Annotated in this window: 18 protein-coding genes; 6 read left to right on the top strand and 12 right to left on the bottom strand. The window is 71.6% G+C overall.

Translation table 11 applies throughout. The features are described 5' to 3' along the window. Positions 1 to 7: 7 nt before the first annotated feature. Positions 8 to 2,794, bottom strand: coding sequence for a type I DNA topoisomerase (gene topA, locus FHX46_RS03250; protein WP_167110503.1), 2,787 nt, complete (start codon positions 2,792 to 2,794; stop codon positions 8 to 10). A gap of 235 nt (positions 2,795 to 3,029) precedes the next feature. On the opposite strand from topA, the gene FHX46_RS03245 reads away from it, so the two are divergent. Next, the gene (locus FHX46_RS03245; protein ID WP_167110501.1) at positions 3,030 to 3,869 is read left to right on the top strand and encodes a S1 family peptidase; all 840 of its coding nucleotides are present in this window, start codon (positions 3,030 to 3,032) and stop codon (positions 3,867 to 3,869) included. Here FHX46_RS03245 and FHX46_RS03240 read toward each other — a convergent pair whose 3' ends face one another. Continuing rightward, complete coding sequence (locus FHX46_RS03240; RefSeq protein WP_208400483.1) at positions 3,870 to 4,463, bottom strand: hypothetical protein; 594 nt, start codon at positions 4,461 to 4,463, stop codon at positions 3,870 to 3,872. Positions 4,464 to 4,589: 126 nt separating this feature from the next. Between FHX46_RS03240 and FHX46_RS03235 the strand changes: the two genes are divergently transcribed. Next, entirely contained in the window at positions 4,590 to 5,351 is a 762-nt protein-coding gene (locus FHX46_RS03235; protein ID WP_167110497.1) for a MerR family transcriptional regulator, read from the top strand. On the opposite strand, the gene FHX46_RS03230 is transcribed toward FHX46_RS03235, so the two are convergent. Both FHX46_RS03230 and FHX46_RS03225 read right to left on the bottom strand, forming a co-directional pair. Then, a complete protein-coding gene (locus FHX46_RS03230; RefSeq protein ID WP_167110495.1) occupies positions 5,348 to 5,941 on the bottom strand; it encodes a hypothetical protein in 594 nt (197 codons plus the stop codon). The genes FHX46_RS03235 and FHX46_RS03230 overlap by 4 nt on opposite strands. Positions 5,942 to 6,073: 132 nt before the next feature. Continuing rightward, positions 6,074 to 8,368: a sodium-translocating pyrophosphatase gene (locus FHX46_RS03225; RefSeq protein WP_167110493.1), complete on the bottom strand. Its 2,295-nt coding sequence runs from the start codon at positions 8,366 to 8,368 to the stop codon at positions 6,074 to 6,076. A 238-nt stretch (positions 8,369 to 8,606) separates the two neighbouring features. Between FHX46_RS03225 and FHX46_RS03220 the strand changes: the two genes are divergently transcribed. Next, a complete protein-coding gene (locus FHX46_RS03220) occupies positions 8,607 to 10,982 on the top strand; it encodes a DEAD/DEAH box helicase (protein ID WP_167110491.1) in 2,376 nt (791 codons plus the stop codon). On the opposite strand, the gene FHX46_RS03215 is transcribed toward FHX46_RS03220, so the two are convergent. From FHX46_RS03215 to ssd, 8 genes are all read right to left on the bottom strand, one after another. Then, a complete protein-coding gene (locus tag FHX46_RS03215) occupies positions 10,964 to 11,590 on the bottom strand; it encodes a bifunctional DNA primase/polymerase (protein ID WP_167110489.1) in 627 nt (208 codons plus the stop codon). The genes FHX46_RS03220 and FHX46_RS03215 overlap by 19 nt on opposite strands. 525 nt (positions 11,591 to 12,115) lie before the next feature. Beyond that, complete coding sequence (locus FHX46_RS28960; RefSeq protein WP_167121064.1) at positions 12,116 to 12,442, bottom strand: Rv3654c family TadE-like protein; 327 nt, start codon at positions 12,440 to 12,442, stop codon at positions 12,116 to 12,118. Positions 12,443 to 12,653: 211 nt separating this feature from the next. Next, a complete protein-coding gene (locus FHX46_RS03205; RefSeq protein ID WP_167110487.1) occupies positions 12,654 to 13,028 on the bottom strand; it encodes a TadE family type IV pilus minor pilin in 375 nt (124 codons plus the stop codon). Positions 13,029 to 13,075: 47 nt separating this feature from the next. Further along, entirely contained in the window at positions 13,076 to 13,312 is a 237-nt protein-coding gene (locus tag FHX46_RS03200; protein WP_167110485.1) for a DUF4244 domain-containing protein, read from the bottom strand. 29 nt (positions 13,313 to 13,341) lie between these two features. Continuing rightward, positions 13,342 to 13,923, bottom strand: coding sequence for a type II secretion system F family protein (locus FHX46_RS03195; RefSeq protein ID WP_167110483.1), 582 nt, complete (start codon positions 13,921 to 13,923; stop codon positions 13,342 to 13,344). Beyond that, positions 13,920 to 14,579, bottom strand: a complete 660-nt coding sequence (locus tag FHX46_RS03190) for a type II secretion system F family protein (protein ID WP_313886006.1) — start codon at positions 14,577 to 14,579, stop codon at positions 13,920 to 13,922. The genes FHX46_RS03195 and FHX46_RS03190 overlap by 4 nt, the downstream gene beginning before the upstream one ends. Before the next feature lie 217 nt (positions 14,580 to 14,796). After that, on the bottom strand, positions 14,797 to 15,957 hold the full coding sequence (locus FHX46_RS03185) for a TadA family conjugal transfer-associated ATPase (protein ID WP_167110480.1): 1,161 nt from the start codon (positions 15,955 to 15,957) through the stop codon (positions 14,797 to 14,799). Continuing rightward, positions 15,954 to 17,027, bottom strand: coding sequence for a septum site-determining protein Ssd (ssd, locus tag FHX46_RS03180; RefSeq protein WP_167110478.1), 1,074 nt, complete (start codon positions 17,025 to 17,027; stop codon positions 15,954 to 15,956). Before ssd ends, FHX46_RS03185 begins: the two co-directional genes overlap by 4 nt. A 443-nt stretch (positions 17,028 to 17,470) precedes the next feature. Between ssd and FHX46_RS03175 the strand changes: the two genes are divergently transcribed. The 3 genes from FHX46_RS03175 to FHX46_RS03165 all read left to right on the top strand — a co-directional run bounded on the left by FHX46_RS03175 (position 17,471) and on the right by FHX46_RS03165 (position 21,866). Next, complete coding sequence (locus tag FHX46_RS03175) at positions 17,471 to 18,328, top strand: HAD family hydrolase (RefSeq protein ID WP_167110476.1); 858 nt, start codon at positions 17,471 to 17,473, stop codon at positions 18,326 to 18,328. 488 nt (positions 18,329 to 18,816) lie between these two features. After that, the gene (locus tag FHX46_RS03170) at positions 18,817 to 20,601 is read left to right on the top strand and encodes a glycoside hydrolase family 3 protein (RefSeq protein WP_167110474.1); all 1,785 of its coding nucleotides are present in this window, start codon (positions 18,817 to 18,819) and stop codon (positions 20,599 to 20,601) included. Next, on the top strand, positions 20,598 to 21,866 hold the full coding sequence (locus FHX46_RS03165; RefSeq protein ID WP_313886271.1) for an exo-beta-N-acetylmuramidase NamZ family protein: 1,269 nt from the start codon (positions 20,598 to 20,600) through the stop codon (positions 21,864 to 21,866). The genes FHX46_RS03170 and FHX46_RS03165 overlap by 4 nt, the downstream gene beginning before the upstream one ends. The last annotated feature ends 4 nt before the right edge of the window (positions 21,867 to 21,870 follow it).

The raw sequence follows: 21,870 nt of genomic DNA, 5'->3' as shown, positions 1-21,870 counted from the left end.
TCGAGCCCTACTTCTTGGCAGCGGCCTTCGCGGTGGTCGCCTTCTTCGCCGGGGCCTTGCGCGCGGGCGCCTTCTTCTTCGGCGCCGGCCCCTTCGCCCGCTTCTCGGCGAGCAGCTCGGACGCGCGCTCCGGGGTCAGCCCCTCGATGCTGTCGCCCTTGCGCAGGGTCGCGTTGTACTCCCCGTCGGTCACGTACGGCCCGAACCGGCCGTCCTTGACCACCATCGGCTTCTTCGACACCGGGTCCTCGCCCAGCTCCTTCAGCGGCGGCTTGGCCGGGCCACGACGCCCGCGCTGCTTCGGCTCGGCGTAGATCTTCAGCGCCTCGTCGAGCGTGATCGAGAAGATCTGGTCCTCGCTCGACAGCGACCGCGAGTCGGTGCCCTTCTTCAGGTACGGCCCGTAGCGGCCGTTCTGGGCGGTGATCTCCTCACCCGACTCCGGGTCCTTGCCCACCACACGCGGCAGCGACAACAGCTTGAGCGCGTCGTCCAGGGTCACCGTCTGGATGTTCATCGACTGGAACAGCGAGCCGGTGCGCGGCTTCGGCTTCTTCGCCTTGCTGGTCTTCTTGCCGCCCTCGGCCTCCTCGGGCTCGGGCAGCACCTCGGTCACGTACGGCCCGAAGCGGCCCTCCTTGGCGACGATCTCGTGCCCGGTGACCGGGTCCACGCCCAGCGACCGGCCCTCCTGCGGCGTCGCGAACAGCTTCTCCGCGATCTCCGGGGTCAGCTCGTCCGGCGGGAGGTCCTCGGGCAGGTTCGCGCGCTGGGGCTTCCCGTCCACCTCGCGCTCGATGTACGGGCCGTACCGGCCAACCCGCACGTACACCGTGCGGCCGTCCTGGTCCTCGAACATCGGGATGGAGTTGATCTCGCGCGGGTCGATGTCCTCCACACCGCCGCTGACCAGCTTCTTCAAGCCGCCCAGGCGTCCGACCGAGCCGTCTACGCCCTGCTCGCCGCCGAAGTAGAACCGCGACAGCCAGCGGGTGCGCTGCTCGTTCCCGGCCGCGATGCGGTCGAGCTCGTCCTCCATCGCCGCGGTGAAGTCGTAGTCCACCAGCCGCTCGAAGTGGCGCTCCAGCAGCCCGACCACGGCGAAGGCGACCCACGACGGGACCAGCGCCGACCCCTTCTTCCACACGTAGCCGCGGTCCTGGATGGTCTTGATGATCGACGCGTACGTCGACGGGCGGCCGATGCCCAGCTCCTCCAGCTTGCTGACCAGGCTGGGCTCGTTGTAGCGCGCCGGCGGCGTGGTCGCGTGGCCGTCCGGGGACAGCTCACCCGCGGTCAGCGGCTGGTCCTTGACCAGCTGCGGCAGGCGGCTCTGCTTGTCATCGGCCTCGGCACCGGAGTCCGCGTCCACCGCCTCGACGTAGGCCTTGAGGAAACCGGCGAAGGTGATCGTCCGCCCGGACGAAGCGAAGGTGCACTCCTCCCCGGTGCTCGACGTGCCGGTGATCCGCACCGAGATCGTGGTGCCCTTCGCGTCGGCCATCTGCGAGGCGATCGTGCGCTGCCAGATCAGCTCGTACAGCCGGAACTCGTCGGCCTGCAGCTCGCCCGCGACCTGGCCCGGCGTCCGGAACACCTCACCGGCCGGCCGGATCGCCTCGTGGGCCTCCTGCGCGTTCTTGACCTTGCGGGTGTACTGCCGCGGGGTCGGCGAGACGTGGTCCGCGCCGTACAGCTCGGTCGCCTGGCTGCGCGCCGCCGCCAGCGCCGACTCCGACAGCGTCGTGGAGTCGGTACGCATGTAGGTGATGTAGCCGTTCTGGTACAGCCGCTGCGCGATCTGCATCGTGGTCTCGGCGTTGAAGCGCAGCTTGCGGCCGGCCTCCTGCTGCAGCGTCGAGGTCATGAACGGTGCGTACGGGCGCCGCGTGTACGGCTTCTCCTCGACGCTGGTGACCGTGAAGTCCCGCTGGTGCAGGCCCTCGGCCAGTGCCCGCGCGCCGGCCTCGTCGAGCACCCGGACGTCCTGGGCGTTCGCCTTCAGCTGCCCCGAAGCGTCGAAGTCCTTGCCGGTGGCCAGGCGAGCGCCGTCGACCGACACCAGCCGCGCCGGGAACTGGCGCGGGTCGTCGGGACCAGCGTCCGCGCTCGACATCGTGGCCGAGATGTCCCAGTAGGAGGCCGAGGTGAACTTGATGCGCTCACGCTCGCGCTCGACCACCAGACGGGTCGCCACCGACTGCACCCGGCCCGCCGACAGCCTCGGCATGACCTTCTTCCACAGCACCGGCGAGACCTCGTAACCGTAGAGCCGGTCGAGGATGCGGCGGGTCTCCTGCGCGTCGACCAGGTCCCCGTCCAGCTCACGGGTGTCCTCGGCAGCGGCGCGCACGGCCTGCTCGGTCACCTCGTGGAAAACCATCCGGCGCACCGGGACCTTCGGCTTGAGCGTCTCGAGCAGGTGCCAGGCGATGGCCTCGCCCTCACGGTCGGGGTCGGTGGCGAGGAAGAGCTCGTCGACGTCCTTGAGCAGGCCCTTGAGCTCGGTGACCTTGGCCTTCTTGTCCGCCGAGACGACGTAGAGCGGCTCGAAGTCGTGGTCGACGTTCACGCCGAGCTTCGCCCAGGACTCGCCCTTGTACTTGGCCGGGACGTCCTCGGCCTTCGACGGCAGGTCGCGGATGTGCCCGACCGAGGACTCCACCACGTACCCCGGGCCGAGGTACGAGGCGATCTTGCGGGCCTTGGCGGGCGACTCGACGATCACGAGCCGTCGACGACCGGCGCCGTTCGCCCCGGCGTCGTTCTTCTTCGTCTTCGTCGATCCAGCCACGCTGTCCGCTCTCCTGCTTCGATCCCGCCGCTGTCCACGCAGCGGCGCCGGTTCAACCAGCAAGTGTGCACGTTGCCTGCCGGTGATGTCCCCCGAGGTGACGTAACACGCCGTCGCGCGTCCCGTCCGGGATGGGAAACAGCGTGCGGCATCGTCCCCTTTCCACACCTAGCACGTGATGCCAGGCACACGCTTCCCGGGGCTTCTCCGTAGCCGTTCCGCTACGCTCCGCGCTATGTTGCGCCGCCTGCTCGCCGTACTGGCCGTCCTGCTCCTCGTGCCCGGCCTGGCCGGGGCCGTCACCGCCTCCGCCGCAGCCGGCGGCTACAACGGCATCGTCAAGCTCAGCAACTGCTCCGGTTCACTCGTCCGGTTGCCCCAGTCGAGCGATCTGGACCGGGCGCTGGTCCTCACCAACGGGCACTGCCTGGAGTCCGGTATGCCCGATCCCGGCGAAGTGGTGGTCAACCAGCCGGTCCGCCGCGAGATGGCACTGCTCGGCGCGGACGGTCACCAGCTCGGCCTGCTGCACGCGTCCAAGGTCGTGTACGCGACGATGACCGACACCGACATCGCGCTCTACGCCCTCGATGCGTCCTACCGCGAGATCGCCCGGGAACTCGGCGGCCACCCGCTGACGCTCGCCGCCGCACCGGCGAACGTCGGCACCCCGGTCAGCATCGTCTCCGGCTTCTTCACCCGCACCTGGCACTGCTCGATCGACCGCATCGTGTACTCGGTGCACGAAGGCGGCTGGACGTGGAAGGACTCGATCCGGTACGCGCCGGGCTGCAACACGATCCACGGCACCTCCGGTGCCCCGGTCGTCGACGAGGGCAGCGGCGAGATCGTCGGAATCCACAACACGGGCAACGACAGGGGCGAAGCCTGCACGTTCGACAACCCGTGCGAGGTCGACGAAAACGGCGAGGTCTTCGCCCAGCAGGGCCTGACCTACGGCCAGCAAACCTACCGCATCCCGGCCTGCTTCACCCGGAACAACCAGCTCAGCCTCGTCCGGGACGGCTGCCGGCTGCCCAAGCCGGCCGCGCTGCCGCTGCCCGTTCCCGCCTGATCACACCGCCTGCCGAGCCGGTGCGTGCTGCGGCCACACCGGCTCGGCGCCCGGCGGCGGCATGCCGATCAGCTCGGCCAGCGTCGCGAGCCGCCGCCGCCCGTTGACCCGCACCGCCGGGCCGCCACCCTTCGGGCCGACCAGCTGCGCGGGCAGGCCGAGCTGGCGAAACGCCTCGGCGAGCGGTTCGTGGGTGTCCGGCGCCCGCTCGTCGACGGCCAGCAGGTACCCCTGCACACCCGGCCGGCCCGACGCCAGCGCCCACAGCCGCAGAGCCGCCCCGGTGAGCCGGAACCGGCCCGGCAGCGTCTTCCCCGTCCCCGCCTCGCCCAGCCAGGCCCGCGCGAGCCCGATCAGATCGCGCCGGAAGGCGGTGCGGATCATCGGTCTGCCGTCCTCGGTGCGGGTCGGCTCGGCCGACACCCCGCGCCTGCCGAACTCCGCGGCCAGCACCCTCGCGCGCCACGCCTCGTCGACCTCCACGGTGAGGCGAGCGGCCGTGCGCGCGAAGCCGGTGATCTGGCCCTGCCCGCACAGAACGCCGCTCAGGTCGGCGATGTCCGGGCCGCTCGCCTCCGCCGAGAAGAGCGACATTTGATCCACAGCGGACAGGGTAGAACACGCGTTCGATTTCCCGCGAGTCGTCGCGGTGAAAAAGTTCTTGAAGTTGACGCAGCGTCAACCTTTAGCGTGGATTCCAACGGGGACGGAGGAGACGAGATGGACGAGCCGCTGTCGATCGCACAAGTGTCGAAGGCATCCGGGGTGACCTCCCGGACCCTGCGGCACTACGACGACATCGGGCTGCTCCCGCCGGCGTACGCCGACAGCAGCGGGAGGCGCTTCTACCAGCGGGAACAGCTCATCCGGCTGCAGCAGATCCGCCTCCTGCGGGAGCTGGGCCTCGGCCTGGACACGATCGCGGAGATCCTCGGCGGGTCGGTGTCCCGCGCCCAGGCGCTGCGGCTGCACCGGAAGTGGCTGCTGGCGGAGCGCGACCGGCTGGACCGGCTCGCCACCACCGTCACCCGGACGATTGCCGAACTGGAAGGAGGAGAACACATGTCCGCACACGAACTGTTCGAGGGGTTTTCGCCGCACTCCGAGAAGGCGGAATGGCTCGCGCAGGAAGCAGCCGAACGGTGGGGTGACAACGCCGTCCGCTCACACGAACGAAGCAAGACCTGGTCGGACGAGAAGTGGGCTGCCGTGAAGCGGGAGGGCGCCGGGGCGACCGACCGGCTGGCCGAGCTGGCCCGCGAAGGGGTGCCGGCCGACGACGAGCGCGTGCTGGACGCCGTCGCGGCGCACCGGGCGTGGCTGGAGCACTTCTGGACGCCGGATGCCACGTCCTACGCCGGACTCGGCCGCCTCTACAGCGACGACGAGCGGTTCCGCAACCAGTACGAGGCCGTCCAACCCGGATTCGCCGAGTACCTGCGCGACGCCATGGGCGCCTACGCCCGGAGCCGTATGACCTAGCGCGGCGCGGCCGTCACCTGGGCGGCGAGCTGCCGGCACACCGGCGCGTGCGCGACCGCGGTCGCCAGCTCGGGCACGGCGTCGAAACGGTCCAGCAGATCGAGACCGGCCACCTCGGTCAGCGGCCCGTTCGCCTGCCCGAGGGTGGCCGCGTCGATAGCGCCCGGCGCGGTCGCATCGAGCCGTTGCCGGGCGGCGGCCGCCCGGTCGCGCACGCCCTGGAAGTCCGACACAGCCCGCTCCCGCACCGCCTCGCCCTCCGGCACCGGCGACGGCGGCATCGTGTGCAGACCGTCCAGCGCACGGTCCAGACCGTCGATCACCGAGCCGAGCAGCTCGCTGGACGACCGCACGGCACGCTGCGGGGTGCTCGGGTCCACGCTCGGCATGGTCACCAGCTTCTCGACCAGGGAACCGACCGCGACGCAGTAGTCGTCGGCCCAGCGGGCCTCGGCGTCCTGCAACTGGACCTGCTCCCGCGACAGACCCGGCCCGCCCGGGTCGGTGCTCGCGGGTGGCCGGCCACATCCGGAAAGGCCCACACACAGCCCGGTCAGCACCACCAGGAACACGGACTGCCCGGGCCGCACGCACGCACCTCCTGTCGACGCCAACCTCTTACCCGACGGTACCGAGACGATTGCGGACCGCAACCGTCGGGCAGCACAAAAAGCCGGGCCCGTCACGTTCTGTGGTGACGGGCCCGGCTTCGGCAGAGCGGATCAGGCGGTCTTCGCCGGGGTGGCGTCCTCGCTCGGCGTGTCGGTCATGACACTCGCGCGCCGCTTCGACACCACGATCGCGGCGACGATGATCGCCACGGCGACCAGCGAGATCGCGATCCGGACCCCCGCGGAGGCGTCCGGTCCGATCGAGAACTGCACGATGGCCGGCGCGATCAGCACCGAGACCAGGTTCATCACCTTGATCAGCGGGTTGATGGCCGGGCCCGCGGTGTCCTTGAACGGGTCGCCGACGGTGTCGCCGATGACCGTCGCGGCGTGCGCCTCGGAACCCTTGCCACCGTGGTGACCGTCCTCGACCAGCTTCTTCGCGTTGTCCCACGCCCCACCGGAGTTGGCCAGGAAGATCGCCATCAGCGTGCCGGTGGCGATCGCGCCGGCCAGGTAACCGGCGAGCGCACCGGTACCGAGACCGAAGCCGACGGCGATCGGGGCGAACACCGCGAGCAGACCGGGGGTGGCCAGCTCCCGCAGCGAGTCGCGGGTCACGATGTCGACGACCTTGCCGTACTCCGGCCGCGTGGTGCCCTCCATGATCCCCGGGATGTCGCGGAACTGGCGGCGCACCTCGTACACCACCGCACCCGCGGCGCGGGACACGGCGTTGACCGCGAGACCGGAGAACAGGAAGACCACCGCGGCACCGACGATCACGCCGACCAGCGTGTTCGGGCTGACGATCGTGTCCACGAACGACTTCACGCCCGCCGCGGACTCGCCGATGTCGGCCACCGCCTTGGCGATCGAGTCCTGGTAGGAGCCGAACAGCGCCGTCGCGGCGAGCACCGCGGTGGCGATCGCGATGCCCTTGGTGATGGCCTTCGTGGTGTTGCCGACCGCGTCCAGTTCGGTCAGGATCTGCGCCGCGTCCTCGTCGACCTCGCCGGACATCTCCGCGATGCCCTGCGCGTTGTCCGAGACCGGGCCGAAGGTGTCCATCGCGACGATGACACCGACGGTGGTCAGCAGGCCGGTGCCGGCCAGGGCGACCGCGAACAGGGCGACCGTGCCGCCCAGCAGGTAGGCGCCGAACACCGCGGCACCGATCACCAGCGCGGTGTAGACGGCCGACTCGAAGCCGACCGAGATACCGGACAGGATGACCGTCGCCGCACCGGTGCGGGAGGTCTCGCCGACGTTGCGCACCGGCCCGTGCTCGGTACCGGTGTAGTAGCCGGTCAGCCGCAGGATGACACCGGCCAGCACGATGCCGATGATCACGGCGACGAACGCGATGACCGCGGGGTTGCCGGCGACGCCGGCGTGCGCCGCGCCGAAGTCGGCGAAGGACCCGGGCAGGTACACGAACGACGCGACCGCGCACAGCACCGCCGAGATGGCGGCGGAGATGTAGAACGAGCGGTTGATCGTGACCAGGCCGTTCTCACCCGAGCGGGCCCGCGTGATGTAGACGCCGATGACCGCGGTGACCACCCCGATGGCCGGCACGATCAGCGGGAACAGCAGACCGTGCACGCCGAAGGCGGTGCTGCCCAGGATCAGCGCGGCGACCAGCGTCACCGCGTAGGACTCGAACAGGTCCGCCGCCATCCCGGCGCAGTCACCCACGTTGTCACCGACGTTGTCGGCGATCGTGGCCGCGTTGCGCGGGTCGTCCTCCGGGATGTTCTGCTCGACCTTGCCGACCAGGTCGGCACCCACGTCGGCGGCCTTGGTGAAGATGCCGCCGCCGACCCGCATGAACATCGCGATCAGCGCGGCACCGAAACCGAAGCCTTCGAGCACCTTCGGGGCCTGACCGGTGTAGGCGAGCACGACGACCGCGGCGCCGAACAGGCCGAGGCCGACGGTGAACATGCCGACCGCACCACCGGTGCGGAACGCAGCGCGCATCGCCTTCTCCCGGCCACCCGGCTCCCGCGAGGCGGCCGCGACACGCAGGTTGGCCCGCGTCGCCAGCCACATGCCCGTGTACCCGATGAGGAACGAGAACACGGCGCCGACGAGGAAGAACACGGAACGGCCGATGCGCTCGTTCCAGTCGTCCGCGGGCAGCGCGAGCAACAGCAGGAACACCACGACCCCGAAGATCGAGAGGGTGTTGCGCTGCCGCTTGAGATACGCGGCCGCGCCTTCCTGCACGGCCTTGGCGATGTCCTGCATCTTGGCGGTGCCCTGGCCCGCGGCCAGCACCTCCTTGAGCAGGAACCAGCCGATGACCAGAGCGGCCAGGGCTATGACGGCGACCACGGCAACGATGCCGTAGTCACCTCCGGAGAAGTCGAGGCCCTCCGCGAGGGTCTGCCGGGACATCCGTCCTCCTGGAAACGTTCCTGTCGCCAGTGACAGCCCGCCTAGGGGAAGCCGTGCCGACGCTGGCATGGGATCTACACCACAAGTGGTGCCGGTTGCCCGGAGTGTATTGGTAATGGAATCCGCGCGGTCAGGGCGTCCCCTAACGATCACACTCCGTACATGTGACCCTGCTCACGGTTCATGATCTTTTTCCGCCCGGCCAGTTCTGTCGTACACCTGTGCGAAGCTGTCTACCGTGGAAGTCGTGGCGGGAACCGAGCGGGCGCGGCGGCTGCTGCACCGGGTCACCGCCGGTATCCCGGAGGACCCGGTCACCCACGTGGCCGACCTGCCGGCGCGCGCGGCGCGGCACACCGAGTGGCCGGACTGGGCGGACGAGCGGGTGGTGGCGGCCCTGCGGTCCGGCGGCGTGGAGCGGCCCTGGGCGCACCAGGCGGAAGCAGCGTCGCTGGCCTTCGCCGGGCAGCACGTCGTCGTGTCCACGGGCACGGCTTCCGGCAAGTCGTTGTGCTACCAGCTGCCGGTCCTGTCAGCGCTGGCGGCGGACGACAAGGCGTGCGCGCTGTACCTCTCGCCGACCAAGGCGCTGGGCGCCGACCAGCTGCGGGCGGTGTCCGGACTGGACGTTCCCGGGGTGCGCGCGGCGTCGTACGACGGGGACACGCCGATGGCCGAGCGCGACTGGGTTCGGGCACACGCGCGGTGGGTGTTCACGAACCCGGACATGCTGCACCGCGGCATCCTGGCGGCGCACTCGCGCTGGGCGCGGCTGTTCCGCAAGCTCTCCTACGTCGTGATCGACGAGTGCCACAGCTACCGCGGCGTGTTCGGGTCGCACGTCGCGTTGCTGCTGCGGCGGCTGCAACGGGTGGCGCGGCACTACGGGTCGTCGCCGGTGTTCATCCTGGCGTCGGCGACCACGGCTGAGCCGGGCGAGTTCGCGTGCCGGCTGGTCGGCGCCGACTGCGTGCCGGTCGTGGAGGACGCGTCGCCGCGCGGGGCGCGGACGGTGGCGCTGTGGGAGCCCCCGCTGCTGGAGGACTACCTGGGCGAGCACGGTGCCCCGGTGCGCCGGTCGGCCGGCGCGGAGGCGAGCCGGATCCTCGCGGAGCTGGTCATCGAGGGCGCGCGGACGCTGGCGTTCGTCCGGTCCCGGCGGGGCGCGGAGCTGACCGCGCTGGGCGCCCGGCGCTTGTTGTCCGAAGTGGACAGCGAGCTGCCGTCGCAGGTGGCGGCGTACCGGGCTGGTTTCCTGCCGGAGGAGCGGCGGGCGCTGGAGCGGGCGCTGCTGTCGGGTGAGCTGACGGGTGTCGCGACGACGAACGCGCTGGAGCTGGGGGTGGACATCGCGGGGCTGGACGCGGTGGTGCTGGCCGGGTATCCGGGCACGCTGGCGTCGTTCTGGCAGCAGGCGGGGCGGGCCGGGCGGGCCGGGGACGATGCGCTGGTCGTGTTCGTGGCGCGGGACGATCCGCTGGACACGTATCTGGTGCACCACCCGGCGGCGGTGCTGGAGCGGCCGGTGGAGACGGCGGTGCTGGATCCGTCGAACCCGTACGTGCTGGCGCCGCAGCTGGCGTGCGCGGCGGCGGAGTTGCCGTTGACCAGCGGTGAGCTGGAGACGTTCGGTGGTGTCGCGGCGCGGGAGGTGCTGGACCGGCTCGTGGCCGACGGGCTGCTGCGCCGCCGCCCGAGTGGCTGGTACTGGACGTCACGAGACCGGCCGCAGTACGAGGTGGACATCCGCGGCTCGGGTGGCGAGCAGATCGCCGTGGTCGAGGCGGACACGTCACGGCTGCTGGGCACGGTCGACCCGGGTTCGGCGTGCACGACCGTGCACCCGGGGGCGGTGTACCTGCACCAGGGCTCGTCGTACGTGGTGGACGAGCTGGATCTGGAGTCCGGCATCGCGCTGGTGCACGCGGAGGATCCGGAGTGGACCACGTCGGCGCGGGAGGTCGCCGACATCGCGGTGCTGCGCACCCAGGAGCGGGTGGACTACGGCGGGGTGAGCGTGTGCCTGGGGGAGGTCGCGGTGACTTCGCAGGTGGTGGGGTATCTGCGGCGCCGCCCGTCGGGCGAGGTGCTGGATCAGGTGGCGCTGGACCTGCCGGCGCAGACGTTGGAGACGCGGGCGGTCTGGTACACGATCCGCCCGGAGTTGCTGGAGGTCGGCGGGGCGCCGGGGGGCGCCGGTCTGGATCCGGCGCGCATCCCCGGCGCCCTGCACGCCGCCGAGCACGCGGCGATCGGCCTGCTACCGCTGTTCGCTACGTGCGACCGGTGGGATATCGGCGGCGTCTCGACCGCGTTGCACGCTGACACCGGGGAGGCGACGGTGTTCGTGCACGACGGCCATCCCGGAGGTGCGGGATTCGCCGATCGCGGTTTCGCTGCCGTGGTCCCGTGGCTGGCCGCTACGCGGGAGGCCATCGTCTCCTGCGAGTGCCCGGCGGGATGCCCGTCCTGTGTGCAGTCACCGAAGTGCGGGAACGGTAACGACCCACTGGACAAGGCGGGGGCGGTGGCCGTGCTGGACACCGTGCTCGGGGCGGTGAGTTCTCACAGCGCCCGGCACGGCCACGGGGTGGCTCAGGCTGCGGCGAACTGACCGGCGCCGGCGAAGGCGGCCTGGTCAGCATCGTGCTGGTCGAGAGCGCGGGCGAGCACCGAGTGCACTGCGTCGGCGGTCGGGAGGCGCCAGCCCCACACGTCCGGCTTGACCCGCCAGTGGACGACGCCGTGCTGGAACGGGGTGGGCGGGAGCGGGATCCAGCTGCCCTGCCCGTGCCAGCGGACCGTGCCTTCGGCGGCCAGTTCCTGCGGGAGGCGGTCGGCGACGGTGGTCAGGAACAGCCAGCGGCCGTTGGGCGTGGCCACGATCGGTGCGGGGTGGCCGGTGGCCCGGAGCAGTCGAGCCGCCCGCTTGCCCAGTTCATCGGGGACCTCGACGGCGTCCAGCACGGTGCCGGTCGCGACGAGGAGGCTGTAGGGCCGGCCGTTCCACCAGGTGGCCACCTCGTTGGGGTGGGCGTCGAGCCGGTCGGCCCAGTCCTGGTGGACGGGCACCGGACCGGTCCACGAGCCTCCGGCCTCGGCGTGCGCCGGAAACGTGCCGGGCAGCACCGGCCACCCGTGCCAGGCAAGGCCGATGGCCTCCGCACGAAGCTCGATGCGGAAGGCGCCCCGCCAGCTGTCCGACCAATCCGTGTCCAACATTTCCGTCCACAACTCCTTGCTTGTTCCACCGCTCGCGGTGGCTGCCTGTGTTCAATAAACGGCAAGTTGCACAGTGCCGGAACCCGCCGCGCGACAACCGGCCGCTCCGGGGCGACGAGCGAACCAGCCCGCTCGGCCCGGCCGAACACCCACGGCCGATCCCCTCCCGGCGGCGAACCGGGTCCGGCCTCGACACCCGCACGTGATCTCCAGCACACGTTTCTCCTGCATACCGATGTTTTCTCGATACTCGCGGCCAGGTCGCCGGCCGGAGCCGGTGACCGCTCGCCGCACGAGGGCGACCGCCCACCCGGCGCCGGCTCACCCACCACTCACCCCGGCGGTGACCGCTCGTCGCACCACTCACCCCGGCCCGGGAGGCGTCCGCCCCGCGGTGGCACGGGTTGCCCAGCTCCGCCGCTCCCGGAGCCCGCTCGCGTCTTCCGGCTCATCCCGCGGCCAAGCCGCGATGTGCAGCCAATGCGGCGGGTGGTCCGCGGCCGACCGCACCGACGTCCGAGCGCATCACGGCCCGGCCCGAGCCCGCCCGGGTGTCGACCCGAGGCCGGTGTCGACGGACACCTCGACGAGTGCGTCCCACCCGTCGAACCGGCAGCTCACCATCCGGGCCGCCATCCGGTCGGCGACCCACTGGGCCCGCCCGCACGCGACGTCCGCACCGCGGAGCGCCTGCCCGGCGGCCGCCAGCGCGGCCAGGTCGGCGGCCCCGGCGGCCCGGTGCCGTGCGATCGTCGCGGCACCGAGGCCCCACAGCAGCCCCGCGATGACCAGCAGCGCGGCGATCGCGCCGGCGGCCCACACGGTCGCGGCACCACGATCACGCTCGCGCAGCTCGTGGTGGTCCGCGGGCGGTGAGGAGGCTTGGCGGCGTGGTCCGCTCCCCCGCTCGGGCGCCGCCGGTGGACGGGGACGTCGCCGCCCTCCGGGGCTGGTCTGCGGTTGATCGTCCGGTACTCGCTCAGCGCATCCCCTGGGTGGAGCCAGCGGGATCCGGCTGGACGTCTGGTCCCGTGGGCGCTGCTCCCCGTCTCGGGACCGCGGGTCAGCGTGGTGCATCCCCGGCTCCCGGTTCGAGCACCGCGAAGGCGCTGGCAGTCAGGTGCAGGCCCGGCAGGAGCGAACCGGCGGCGGAGGCCCGCACCTCGACGGTGATGGCGTCCCCCTCGGTCTTCACCGAGAGTTGCGCACCCGCGGGGGCGATCTGCGTGACCGCCTGCGCCGCCAGCTGCGGTTCTCCCCGGGCGACGAGCCGTGCGGCTTCACGGGCGGCGTCGGTGCAGCGCAGCTGACCGGAGATGGCCGTCATGCCGGCGAGCACCATCCCGACCACCACCGTCAGGGCGCACAACGCGATCGCCGCCTCGACCGTCACAGCCCCACGATCCGCGGTCGGTCGTCCGGCCCGGCGAGTTGGCACCGGGCCCCGGCGCTTCCCGGACGGGCCGGCGCGGGGACGGGCCGCCATCAGAACCCCGGGGTGAGGGCTTGCTGGACCAGCCCGGTGAGCGCGCCGACCACCGAGTCTCCCGTCACGACGGAGTAGAGCACGGCGGCGAGGGCAGCGGCGGCGATCGTGCCGATCGCGTACTCGGCGGTGCTCATCCCGTCGTCCGCGGCCACCGCCGGACGGAACCAGCGGCGCCACCAGCGGGGTGGGGCCGGGGCGGCGTGACGGCCGGTGGGCTTGGTGCGGAACAACATGGGGTACCTCTTCTCTCTACTGTGGAGGGTCAGAACACATTGAGGCGGCCGGCCAGACCGAGGACCACGGGCACGACCCCGAGGCACACGAAGGCCGGGAGGAAGCAGAGGCCAAGCGGCCCGGCGATCAGCACGCCCGCCCGCTGGGCGCGTGCCTCGGCTCGGTCTCCCAGGCCGGCACGGATGCCGCTGGCCAGATCGGCGGCTGCGTCGGCGAGGGTGGTCCCGCTGCGTGCGGTCCGCCTGGCCGCGCGCGCGAATTCGGCGGTGCCGGAGCAGTCCAGCGCGGGCACCCATGCCTCGTTCGCATCCGCGCCGAGTTCCAGCAGACCGGCCGTCGCGCGGAGGGCCTGCGCTTCCGGTCCCACGCCGTCGTCGGCCACCGCTCGCAGTGCAGCCGGGACCGGTTGCCCAGCGCGCAGGCAGGCGGCCAGCAGGTCCCAGCTCGCGGCGAGGTCGAGCGGGTCACTGCGCAGCCGGCGACGCCGGAGCCGAGCAGGTGCCCGTGGCGCGGGGAAGAGGCGGGTCAACCGCAGACCGGGAACCGGCCTGCCCGGCAGGGTCAGCAGCGCCGCGCCCAGCAACGCGACGACTGTGGTGGCCGCGCTCATCGCAGCGCTCCTCGTCTCGTGATCCGGGCACTCCACGTCCCGCCCGCGATCACCAGCCCGGTGCCGAGCAGCAAGAGCAGGTTGCCGCCGCCGGTCGCGAGAAGGATGTGCACCGGATGCGCGCCCATCCCCTCCCCCAACAGCAGCCCGAATCCGGGCAGGGCCGCGAGCACCGCGGCGCTGGCACGGGGTCCGGCCATCGCGGCCTCGGCCTGGCTCGTGAAGCGCAGTTCGGCGGAGATGTCCCGGCGGACCGCATCGAGCAGGTCCGCGAGCGGGAGCCCGTGCCGTTGGCTCAGCACCCATGCGCGCACCAGGCGTCCCCGGGCAGGCAGCAGTGGGTCCGCGGTCGGGACCGTCGCCAGAGCCGCAGCGAGGTCGCTGCCGAGGCGGGCGGCGCCGGACACGGCTTCGAGGATGTCGGCGACCGGAGGGGCCGCATCGGCTGCCGCGGACTCCGCGGCCAGCGCGGGCGGCGCACCCGCCCGGAGATCGACGACCATGGCGTGCAAGGCCTCAGCCAGCGCCCGGCGCATCGCCAACCCTGTCTTCGCCGCGCGGCGGGCGCGCCACCGGTGCCACCCGGCCCAGCCGAGCAGGACCCCGGCAGCGCACACCATCGGCGGTACGAGGAACAACACGGGAACCAGCGCCACCGCGTACACCGGCCGAGGCTTCGGGAGCGGCCGCCGCTCGGCCGGTGGGACGAGCGCTCGCAGGCGGGCTGCAGCGCCGCGCACCGGTGGCCAGCAGAGCACCGCCACGCCCGCGCAGGTCAGAGACTGGGCCAACATGGGTCACCCACCCCGCCGGTGAGGACAACCGGGTGCGTAGGTCCAGCAGCGGATGGAGCGCGAAGGGTCTCGGAGCGGCTCATCGGCCGTCCGTCCGGGGCAACAACGCGGAGAAGAGCACGCGCCGCTTCGTCCATTCGCCCTCCTGCCACACGGGGAGCACGCGTACGTCCCCGTTGTCCGCGCGGCTGAGTACGCCGACTTCGGCCAGCTCGCGTCGTCCGGACGCCGAGCGGCGCATGTGGAGCACGACCTGGACGGCCGCCGCGAGCTGACTGTGCAGCGCGGCGCGGGACAGGCCACCCAGCGCGGCGAGTGCTTCTAGCCGTGCGGGTACTTCCGCCGTCGAGTTCGCGTGCAGGGTTCCCGCGCTGCCGTCGTGCCCGGTGTTCAACGCGTTCAGCAACTCGCACACCTCGTGTCCCCGGACCTCGCCGACGACGAGCCGGTCGGGCCGCATGCGCAACGCCTGGCGCACCAGGTCCCGCAGGCCCACCTCGCCTGCCCCCTCGACATTCGGCGGACGGGCGATCAGACGCACGAACTGCGGGTGGGCGGGCTGGAGCTCGGCTGCGTCCTCGACACACACGATCCGCTCGGCGGGATTGACGGCCCCGAGCATCGCCGCGAGCAGCGTGCTCTTGCCCGCGCCGGTGCCGCCGGTGACGAGGAAGGACAGCCGGGCGGCGACGACGGCCTCGACCAGTTCGACACCGTCCGCCCCGAACGTGCCCAGCGCACGCAAGGCGGCAAGGTCGTGCACGGCCGGCCGGAGGAGGCGCAGCGACACGCAGGTACCGTCCGCCGCGATCGGCGGTAGCACGGCGTGCAGCCGGACCCGGCCGTGCGGGCCGAGGCCGGGAAGCCAGCCGTCGACGTACGGCTGGGCGTCGTCGAGCCGCCGTCCGGCTGCCAGCGCGAGCCGCTGGGCGAGGCGGCGCACCGAATCGTCGCTGGGGAAACGCACCTCGGTGCGTCGGAGACCGTCGGCGCCATCCACCCAGACCTCGTCCGGCCCGGTCACCAGGACGTCGGTGACGCCGGGCAGGGACAGCAACGGCTCCAGCGGCCCCGCGCCGGCCAGCTCCTGCCGGACCACGCGCAGCGCGTCCAGGACCTCGGTGTGCCCGACCGGGCGCCCCGCCTCGGCGCGGACCGCGTCTGCCAGCGCCACCGGATCGGTGCCGGCACCGGTGCCCGCCAGCCGGTGGCGAACCCGTTCGACCAGCTCGAAGTTCATGCCGCCAGCACCTGCTTCGCCCGCGCCTCGGCCAGGATCAGGCGCCCCGTCTCCAGCAGCGCGCCCCGCGGCCGCGGCAGGAAGTTGCCCTGTTCGATCTCCCGATCCAGCTGCCGCTCCAGCGGCATCGAGGTCAACAGCGGTAGCCCGACCGCACCGGCGGCCACGCTCGGGTCCAGGTCGCCCGGCGCAGGCCCGCGCACGACGAGCCGGACCCGGTCGGCCGGATCGCCCAGCTGCTTGACCACCCGCCGGGCCGCGAGACACGCCCGCATCTCCGCCGGGATCACCACGACGACCAGGTCGGCCCGGGCGATCACCGCAAGTCCCGGACCGTCCAGGTGGCGCGGCAGATCGCACACCACGGTCCGGCCGGCCCGTCGTCCGGCCTCGACGACCGCCGCCAGCGCCTGTGCGGTCGGCCCGTCGCCGTTGCGGTGGCACGACAGGAAGGGCAGCCGCAGCCCGCGGTACCGGAACTCCGGCAGGGACTTCAGCAACGCCGGCATCGACAACCGCCCGGAGCCCGGCCGCAGCTCGGGCCAGCGCAGACCGTCGGTGTTCTCGGCGCCCAGCATCGCGTCGATGCCGCCGGAGAGCGGGTCGCAGTCCACCAGCAGACCGCCGGGCTCGGTGCGGCAGGCGGCCAATGCGGTGGCCGCCGCCAGAATGGACGCGCCGGCTCCGCCCCGGCCGCCCAGCACCCCGATGATCCGCCCGCCGGGCACCCCGGGACCATCGACGACGTCGGCCAGCGCGGTGGCCAGCACGGCCTCGTCCTCCGGCAGCGACACGACGTCCTCGACCCCGGCCCGGAACGCCCGCTGCCAGGTGCGGGCGTCGGGTGCGCCCTTGGTGATCAGCAGGACGCCCGGGCGGCGCGGCAGGTCCACGTCGGCGTCGGCCGCCTGCTCGTCGACGAGCACCAGCGGCGCGTCCGGCCAGCGCGGCCGCGCGGCGAGCAGGTCGGGTGCGCGCTCCGTCTCGCAGCCCACGGCGGCGGCGACGCGCAGGATCTCGTCGAGCATGACTTCGTCGTGGGCGACGACGAGCGGACGAACGTGGTTCATGACGGCCCCCAGCAGTGATCGGTGATTGACCTGCCTCCACCGTCGTGCCCGCACAATGCCGAGACAAGGAGCTCCGGCTGAGCCTGTGGACAACCAGGGTCATGTGGACAACTCAGGGCCGAAACGGCTCTACCGAGCAGAATCGTCGGTGAGCCGTGACAGGATCCGCGCCCGCGCGCGAGTGAAAAGGGACGACCCCCGCCAGGGGGAGGACGGGGGTCGCCGTGGGTTCAGCCCCGGGGGGTCGGACTGAACCGCCGGTGGGAACACCGGATGCGCTCCACTCTAACTCGGCTGGACCGGCCGGAACGTGCTCCGCGACACCCACAATTCGGTAACGGCACCGGCAATCGATTTCCCGCGACGGCAACGAATTTCCGACCGGCCGGTACCGTTCGTGGTCACCTCACACCCGGTGGACGGCCTCCTCCTATCCTGAACCGGTGGCCGAACCCTCCACGTCGCCGCCGAGCGATCAGCCCGCCGCCCCCGGAACCGGGGTCGCGGCCTTCTTCGACCTGGACAAGACGATCATCGCCTCCTCCAGCGCCCTGGCCTTCAGCAAGCCGTTGCTGCGGGAGGGGCTGATCAGCAAGCGCGCCGCGTTGAAGAGCGCCTACGCGCAGTTCGTCTTCTCCCTCTCCGGGGCCGACGCGGACCGGACCGAGCGGATGCGGGCGGAGATCTCCGCGTTGTGCAAGGGCTGGGACGTCGCCCAGGTGCGTGCGATCGTCAACGAGACGCTGCACGACATCGTCGATCCGCTCGTCTACGCCGAGGCCGCCGAGCTGATCACGTGGCACCGGGAGCAGGGTCACGACGTGATCGTGCTGTCGGCGGCCGGCGACGAGGTGGTGGCGCCGATCGCGGCGATGCTGGGCGCGACCGCGAGCGTCGCGACGAGAATGGGGGTCGTGGACGGCCGCTATTCCGGCGAAATTGCTTTCTACTGTTATGGCGAGCAAAAGGCCGTGGCCGCGAAGCAACTGGCCGTGGAAAACGGTTACGAACTCGCGGAGTGTTACGCCTATTCCGATTCCAGCACCGACGTTCCGCTGCTGGAGACGGTGGGCAGGCCGCACGCGGTGAACCCGGACCGGCTCCTGCGGCGGACCGCGGCCGAGCACGGCTGGCCGGTGCTGGAGTTCACCAAACCGGTCTCCTTGCGCAGCCGTTTCCCGGCACCGTCACCGGCCACTTTGGCCGTCGGACTGGGACTGGGCGCGGTGGCCGCGGCCGGTGTCACCTGGTACGGTCTGACACGCAAACGCCGTGGGGGAACAGAGAAGTCTAGTCGCTGACGGTGGCACCATCACCGGATCGAGCGTCTGTACCGGTGCACCCGTCCGACCCCTTGAAGTGACGCGCGCCACTGGGTACAAAGTTAGTGCGGACGTCATTCGGCCAAGGACGAGACGAAGAGAAGTCCCGTCACTCCCCGAAGATCTCCGTGCGCGGACTACCGGGCACCCACGCGCAGCGCGCCGCGGGAGGCTTGTCGTCGAGGGACTGCGTACCGGGACGCCGGACGCCGAGTCCCCGTAGGTACGACATGAGTTGCAGCTTGGTCACCCGAGTGGTCCGCGCGGGCGGGCGCCGCCGGCGATGTCGCTGGCGGCGCCCGCGCATTTTTATGTCCAATGGATTCGCCCAAGTGGGTGACAGGCGCGGAAAGACACTTTCGGACTCCGCCAAAAGTAAGGTGGTCGTTGACCTGCTCCGCGGCGACTGAGTAGCTTCCCCCAGTGCCGGCCCGATCGCCGGCAGTCATCATCAGGGGAGGTTCGTGATGCGCCGGAGGAGTCATGTGCTTACCGCGATGGTCGCGGGTGTGCTCGGCGTGAGCGCCGTGAGCACCGCCTCCGCCGCACCGGGCGGTTTTCAGGGCGGCTGGGCCGAGCAGACGTTGCAGCGCATGTCGCTCGAGGAGAAGGTTGGGCAGCTCTTCGTCGCCGACGTGTGGGGCAAGGCGGCCGACCAGCCCGACGAGGGCAACCGCAAGAAGTACGGGGTGGACACGCCAGCCGAGGTCGTCCAGCGCTACCACCCGGGCGGGGTCATCTACTTCAACAACTCCGGCACCGACAACGTGGACGACCCGGCGCAGCTCGCGCGCCTGTCGAACGGGCTGCAACAGGCTGCGCTCGCCTCCGGCGCGCGGGTGCCGTTGATCATCTCGACGGACCAGGAGGGCGGCCGCGTCACGCGCATCGCCGCGCCGGCGACCGAGTTCCCGTCCAGCATGGCCGTCGGCGCCGGCCGCAGCGCCGAGGACGCGCGCACCCTCGCCACGGTGAACGGTCACGAGCTGCGGGCGATGGGCATCAACCAGGACTTCGCACCCGACGCCGACGTCAACTCCAACCCGCTCAACCCGGTCATCGGCTCACGATCGTTCTCCGCGGATCCCGCTCTGGTCAGCCAGATGGTCACCGCGGAGATCGACGGGTACCAGAACTCCGGACCGGCGACCGAGACGGTGTCGGCCGCGGCCAAGCACTTCCCCGGGCACGGCGACGCCGCCACCGACAGCCACTCCGGGCTGCCCACGATCAACCGCACTGCGGAGCAGTGGCGGCAGGTCGACCTGCCCCCGTTCCAGGCCGCGATCGACGCCGGCATCGACGTGATCATGTCCGCGCACATCACGGTTCCCAGCCTGGACCCCTCCGGAGAGCCGGCGACGCTGTCGAAGCCGATCATGACGGGGATTCTGCGCGACGAGTTGCACTACGACGGCGTGGTCGCCACCGATTCGCTGCAGATGGCGGGCGTGCGGCAGATGCACAGCGACGGGGAGATCCCGGTGCTGGCGCTGGAAGCCGGCGTCGACCAGATGCTGATGCCCCCCGACCTGGGCCTCGCCGTCAACGGCGTCCTCGACGCGGTGAAGAGCGGGCGGCTCACCGAAGACCGCATCAACCAGAGCGTGCTGCGGATCCTCAAGCTCAAGGACAAGCGCGGCATTGTGGCGAAGCCGCTGGTCAGCATGCGCACAGTCCGGCAGGCGGTCGGAACGGCGGCCAGCCGGGCCGCGATCCAGGCCGTCACCGACCGCACGACCACCCTGCTGCGCAACGACGCCGGGCTGCTCCCCCTGCGCAACCCCGGCAAGATCCTGGTGACCGGGTGGAACAACCCGGACTACCCCGGTTACCCGGCCGAGCCGGTCCGGGCACTGGCCGGACAGCTCGGTGGCACGGCGGTTTCGACGGGCGCCAAACCGAGCGCCGCGAAGATCGAGGAGTCGGTGACAGCGGCACGCGGAGCGGACACGGTCGTCGTCCTGACCAACGGACTGCGCAGCGACACCGGTCAGGGCGAGCTCGTACGTGAGCTGCTGGGCACGGGGAAGCCGGTCGTCGCCGTGACCGTTCAGGAACCGTACGACGCGGGCTTCGCCGACGTGCCGACCTGGGTGGCAACGTACGACTGGCGGGACGTGACGATGACTTCGCTGGCGAAGGTGCTCAAGGGCGAGATCGCGCCACAGGGCAAGCTGCCCGTCGGGGTCCCGGCCGGGGATGACACCGGGCAGATCCGGTATCCCTTCCGGACCGGTCTGACATGGTGAACCTCAGCCGTCGCCGGTTCCTGGTCACGGGTGCGTTGGCGACACCGCTCGTCACCGGCGGGTCTGCGATGGCGGAGCCGGCACCCGCGACGGCGTTGACACCTCGCGCATCGGTGGTTCCCGGCGCAGACGTCCTCGCCCGTGAGGGCTGGCGTGCGCTCGCCGGCCGCAGGATCGGCGTGCTCTCCAATCCGACCGGCGTGCTCGGCAACGGCGACCACGTAGTCGACTCGATGATCGCCGCCGGTGTCCGCCCGGTAGCCGCGTTCGGCCCGGAGCACGGGTTCCGGGGCAGCGCACAGGCCGGTGGCTCCGAGGGCGACTACACCGATCCACGCACGGGCATTCCGGTCTACGACGCGTACGGGGCCGACGCCGCGAAGCTGGCCGGGATGTTCACGAAGGCCGGCGTTGAGCTGGTCGTGTTCGACATCGCCGATGTCGGGGCGCGGTTCTACACCTACATCTGGTCGATGTACACGGCGATGTCCGCCGCCGGCCGGACCGGTGCCGGGTTCGTCGTGCTCGACCGGCCGAACCCCATCGGCGGCAAGCCTTACGGCCCGATGCTGCGGCCGGAGTTCGCCTCCGGTGTCGGGCTCAAACCGATCGTCCAGCAGCACGGCATGACCGTCGGAGAGCTGGCGCAGTACTTCGCTGCCGAGTTGCTCCCCGCCGATGGCGTGCGCGTGGCGGACCTGCGGGTGGTGTGGGCCGAGGGGTGGCGACGGGACATCTTGTTCGCCGACACCGGGCTGAACTGGACGCCACCGAGCCCGAACATGCCGACCGCGGACACGGCACTGGTCTACCCCGGCACGGGCCTGTTCGAGGGCACCGTCTTCTCGGAGGGCCGGGGCACGACACGGCCCTTCGAGATCCTCGGCGCCCCCGGTGTGGACTGGCGGTGGCGGGAGGAGCTGACTGCGCTCGCGCTGCCGGGGGCGCGCTTCCGCGAGACCTACTTCGTGCCGACGTTCGGCAAGTTCGTGAACCAGACCTGTGGCGGGGTACAGCTCACGGTCACCGATCCGGCTTCGTTCGACGCCATCCGCACCGCGGTGGCCATGCTCGTCACCGCGAAGAAGCTGCACCCCGGCCTGTTCGGCTGGCGGCCCGACAACGGAATCGACAAGCTGTCCGGTTCCGACCGGCTGCGCACCATGGTCGATCGTGGCGCCGGAGTGGACGAGATCGTCAGCTCGTGGCAGTCCGAGCTCGGCGAGTTCAGCACCCGTCGCCGGCCCTACCTCCACTACCGGTGAGGCC

This window comes from Amycolatopsis viridis (genome assembly GCF_011758765.1).
Classification (GTDB): Bacteria; Actinomycetota; Actinomycetes; order Mycobacteriales; family Pseudonocardiaceae; genus Amycolatopsis_E; species Amycolatopsis_E viridis.
Note: the sequence above shows the minus strand (reverse complement) of the source record. Positions and strands in the feature narration are given on the sequence as shown.

What these genes read in the sequence shown, in the direction of transcription:
- FHX46_RS03170 (WP_167110474.1), top strand. Translation starts at nt 18,817, where the DNA reads ATGCGCCGGAGGAGTCATGTGCTTACCGCGATGGTCGCGGGTGTGCTC.
- FHX46_RS03225 (WP_167110493.1), bottom strand. Translation starts at nt 8,368, where the DNA reads ATGTCCCGGCAGACCCTCGCGGAGGGCCTCGACTTCTCCGGAGGTGAC.
- FHX46_RS03200 (WP_167110485.1), bottom strand. Translation starts at nt 13,312, where the DNA reads ATGTTGTTCCGCACCAAGCCCACCGGCCGTCACGCCGCCCCGGCCCCA.
- FHX46_RS03235 (WP_167110497.1), top strand. Translation starts at nt 4,590, where the DNA reads ATGGACGAGCCGCTGTCGATCGCACAAGTGTCGAAGGCATCCGGGGTG.
- FHX46_RS03215 (WP_167110489.1), bottom strand. Translation starts at nt 11,590, where the DNA reads ATGTTGGACACGGATTGGTCGGACAGCTGGCGGGGCGCCTTCCGCATC.
- FHX46_RS03185 (WP_167110480.1), bottom strand. Translation starts at nt 15,957, where the DNA reads ATGAACTTCGAGCTGGTCGAACGGGTTCGCCACCGGCTGGCGGGCACC.
- FHX46_RS03245 (WP_167110501.1), top strand. Translation starts at nt 3,030, where the DNA reads ATGTTGCGCCGCCTGCTCGCCGTACTGGCCGTCCTGCTCCTCGTGCCC.
- ssd (WP_167110478.1), bottom strand. Translation starts at nt 17,027, where the DNA reads ATGAACCACGTTCGTCCGCTCGTCGTCGCCCACGACGAAGTCATGCTC.
- FHX46_RS03195 (WP_167110483.1), bottom strand. Translation starts at nt 13,923, where the DNA reads ATGAGCGCGGCCACCACAGTCGTCGCGTTGCTGGGCGCGGCGCTGCTG.
- FHX46_RS03240 (WP_208400483.1), bottom strand. Translation starts at nt 4,463, where the DNA reads ATGTCGCTCTTCTCGGCGGAGGCGAGCGGCCCGGACATCGCCGACCTG.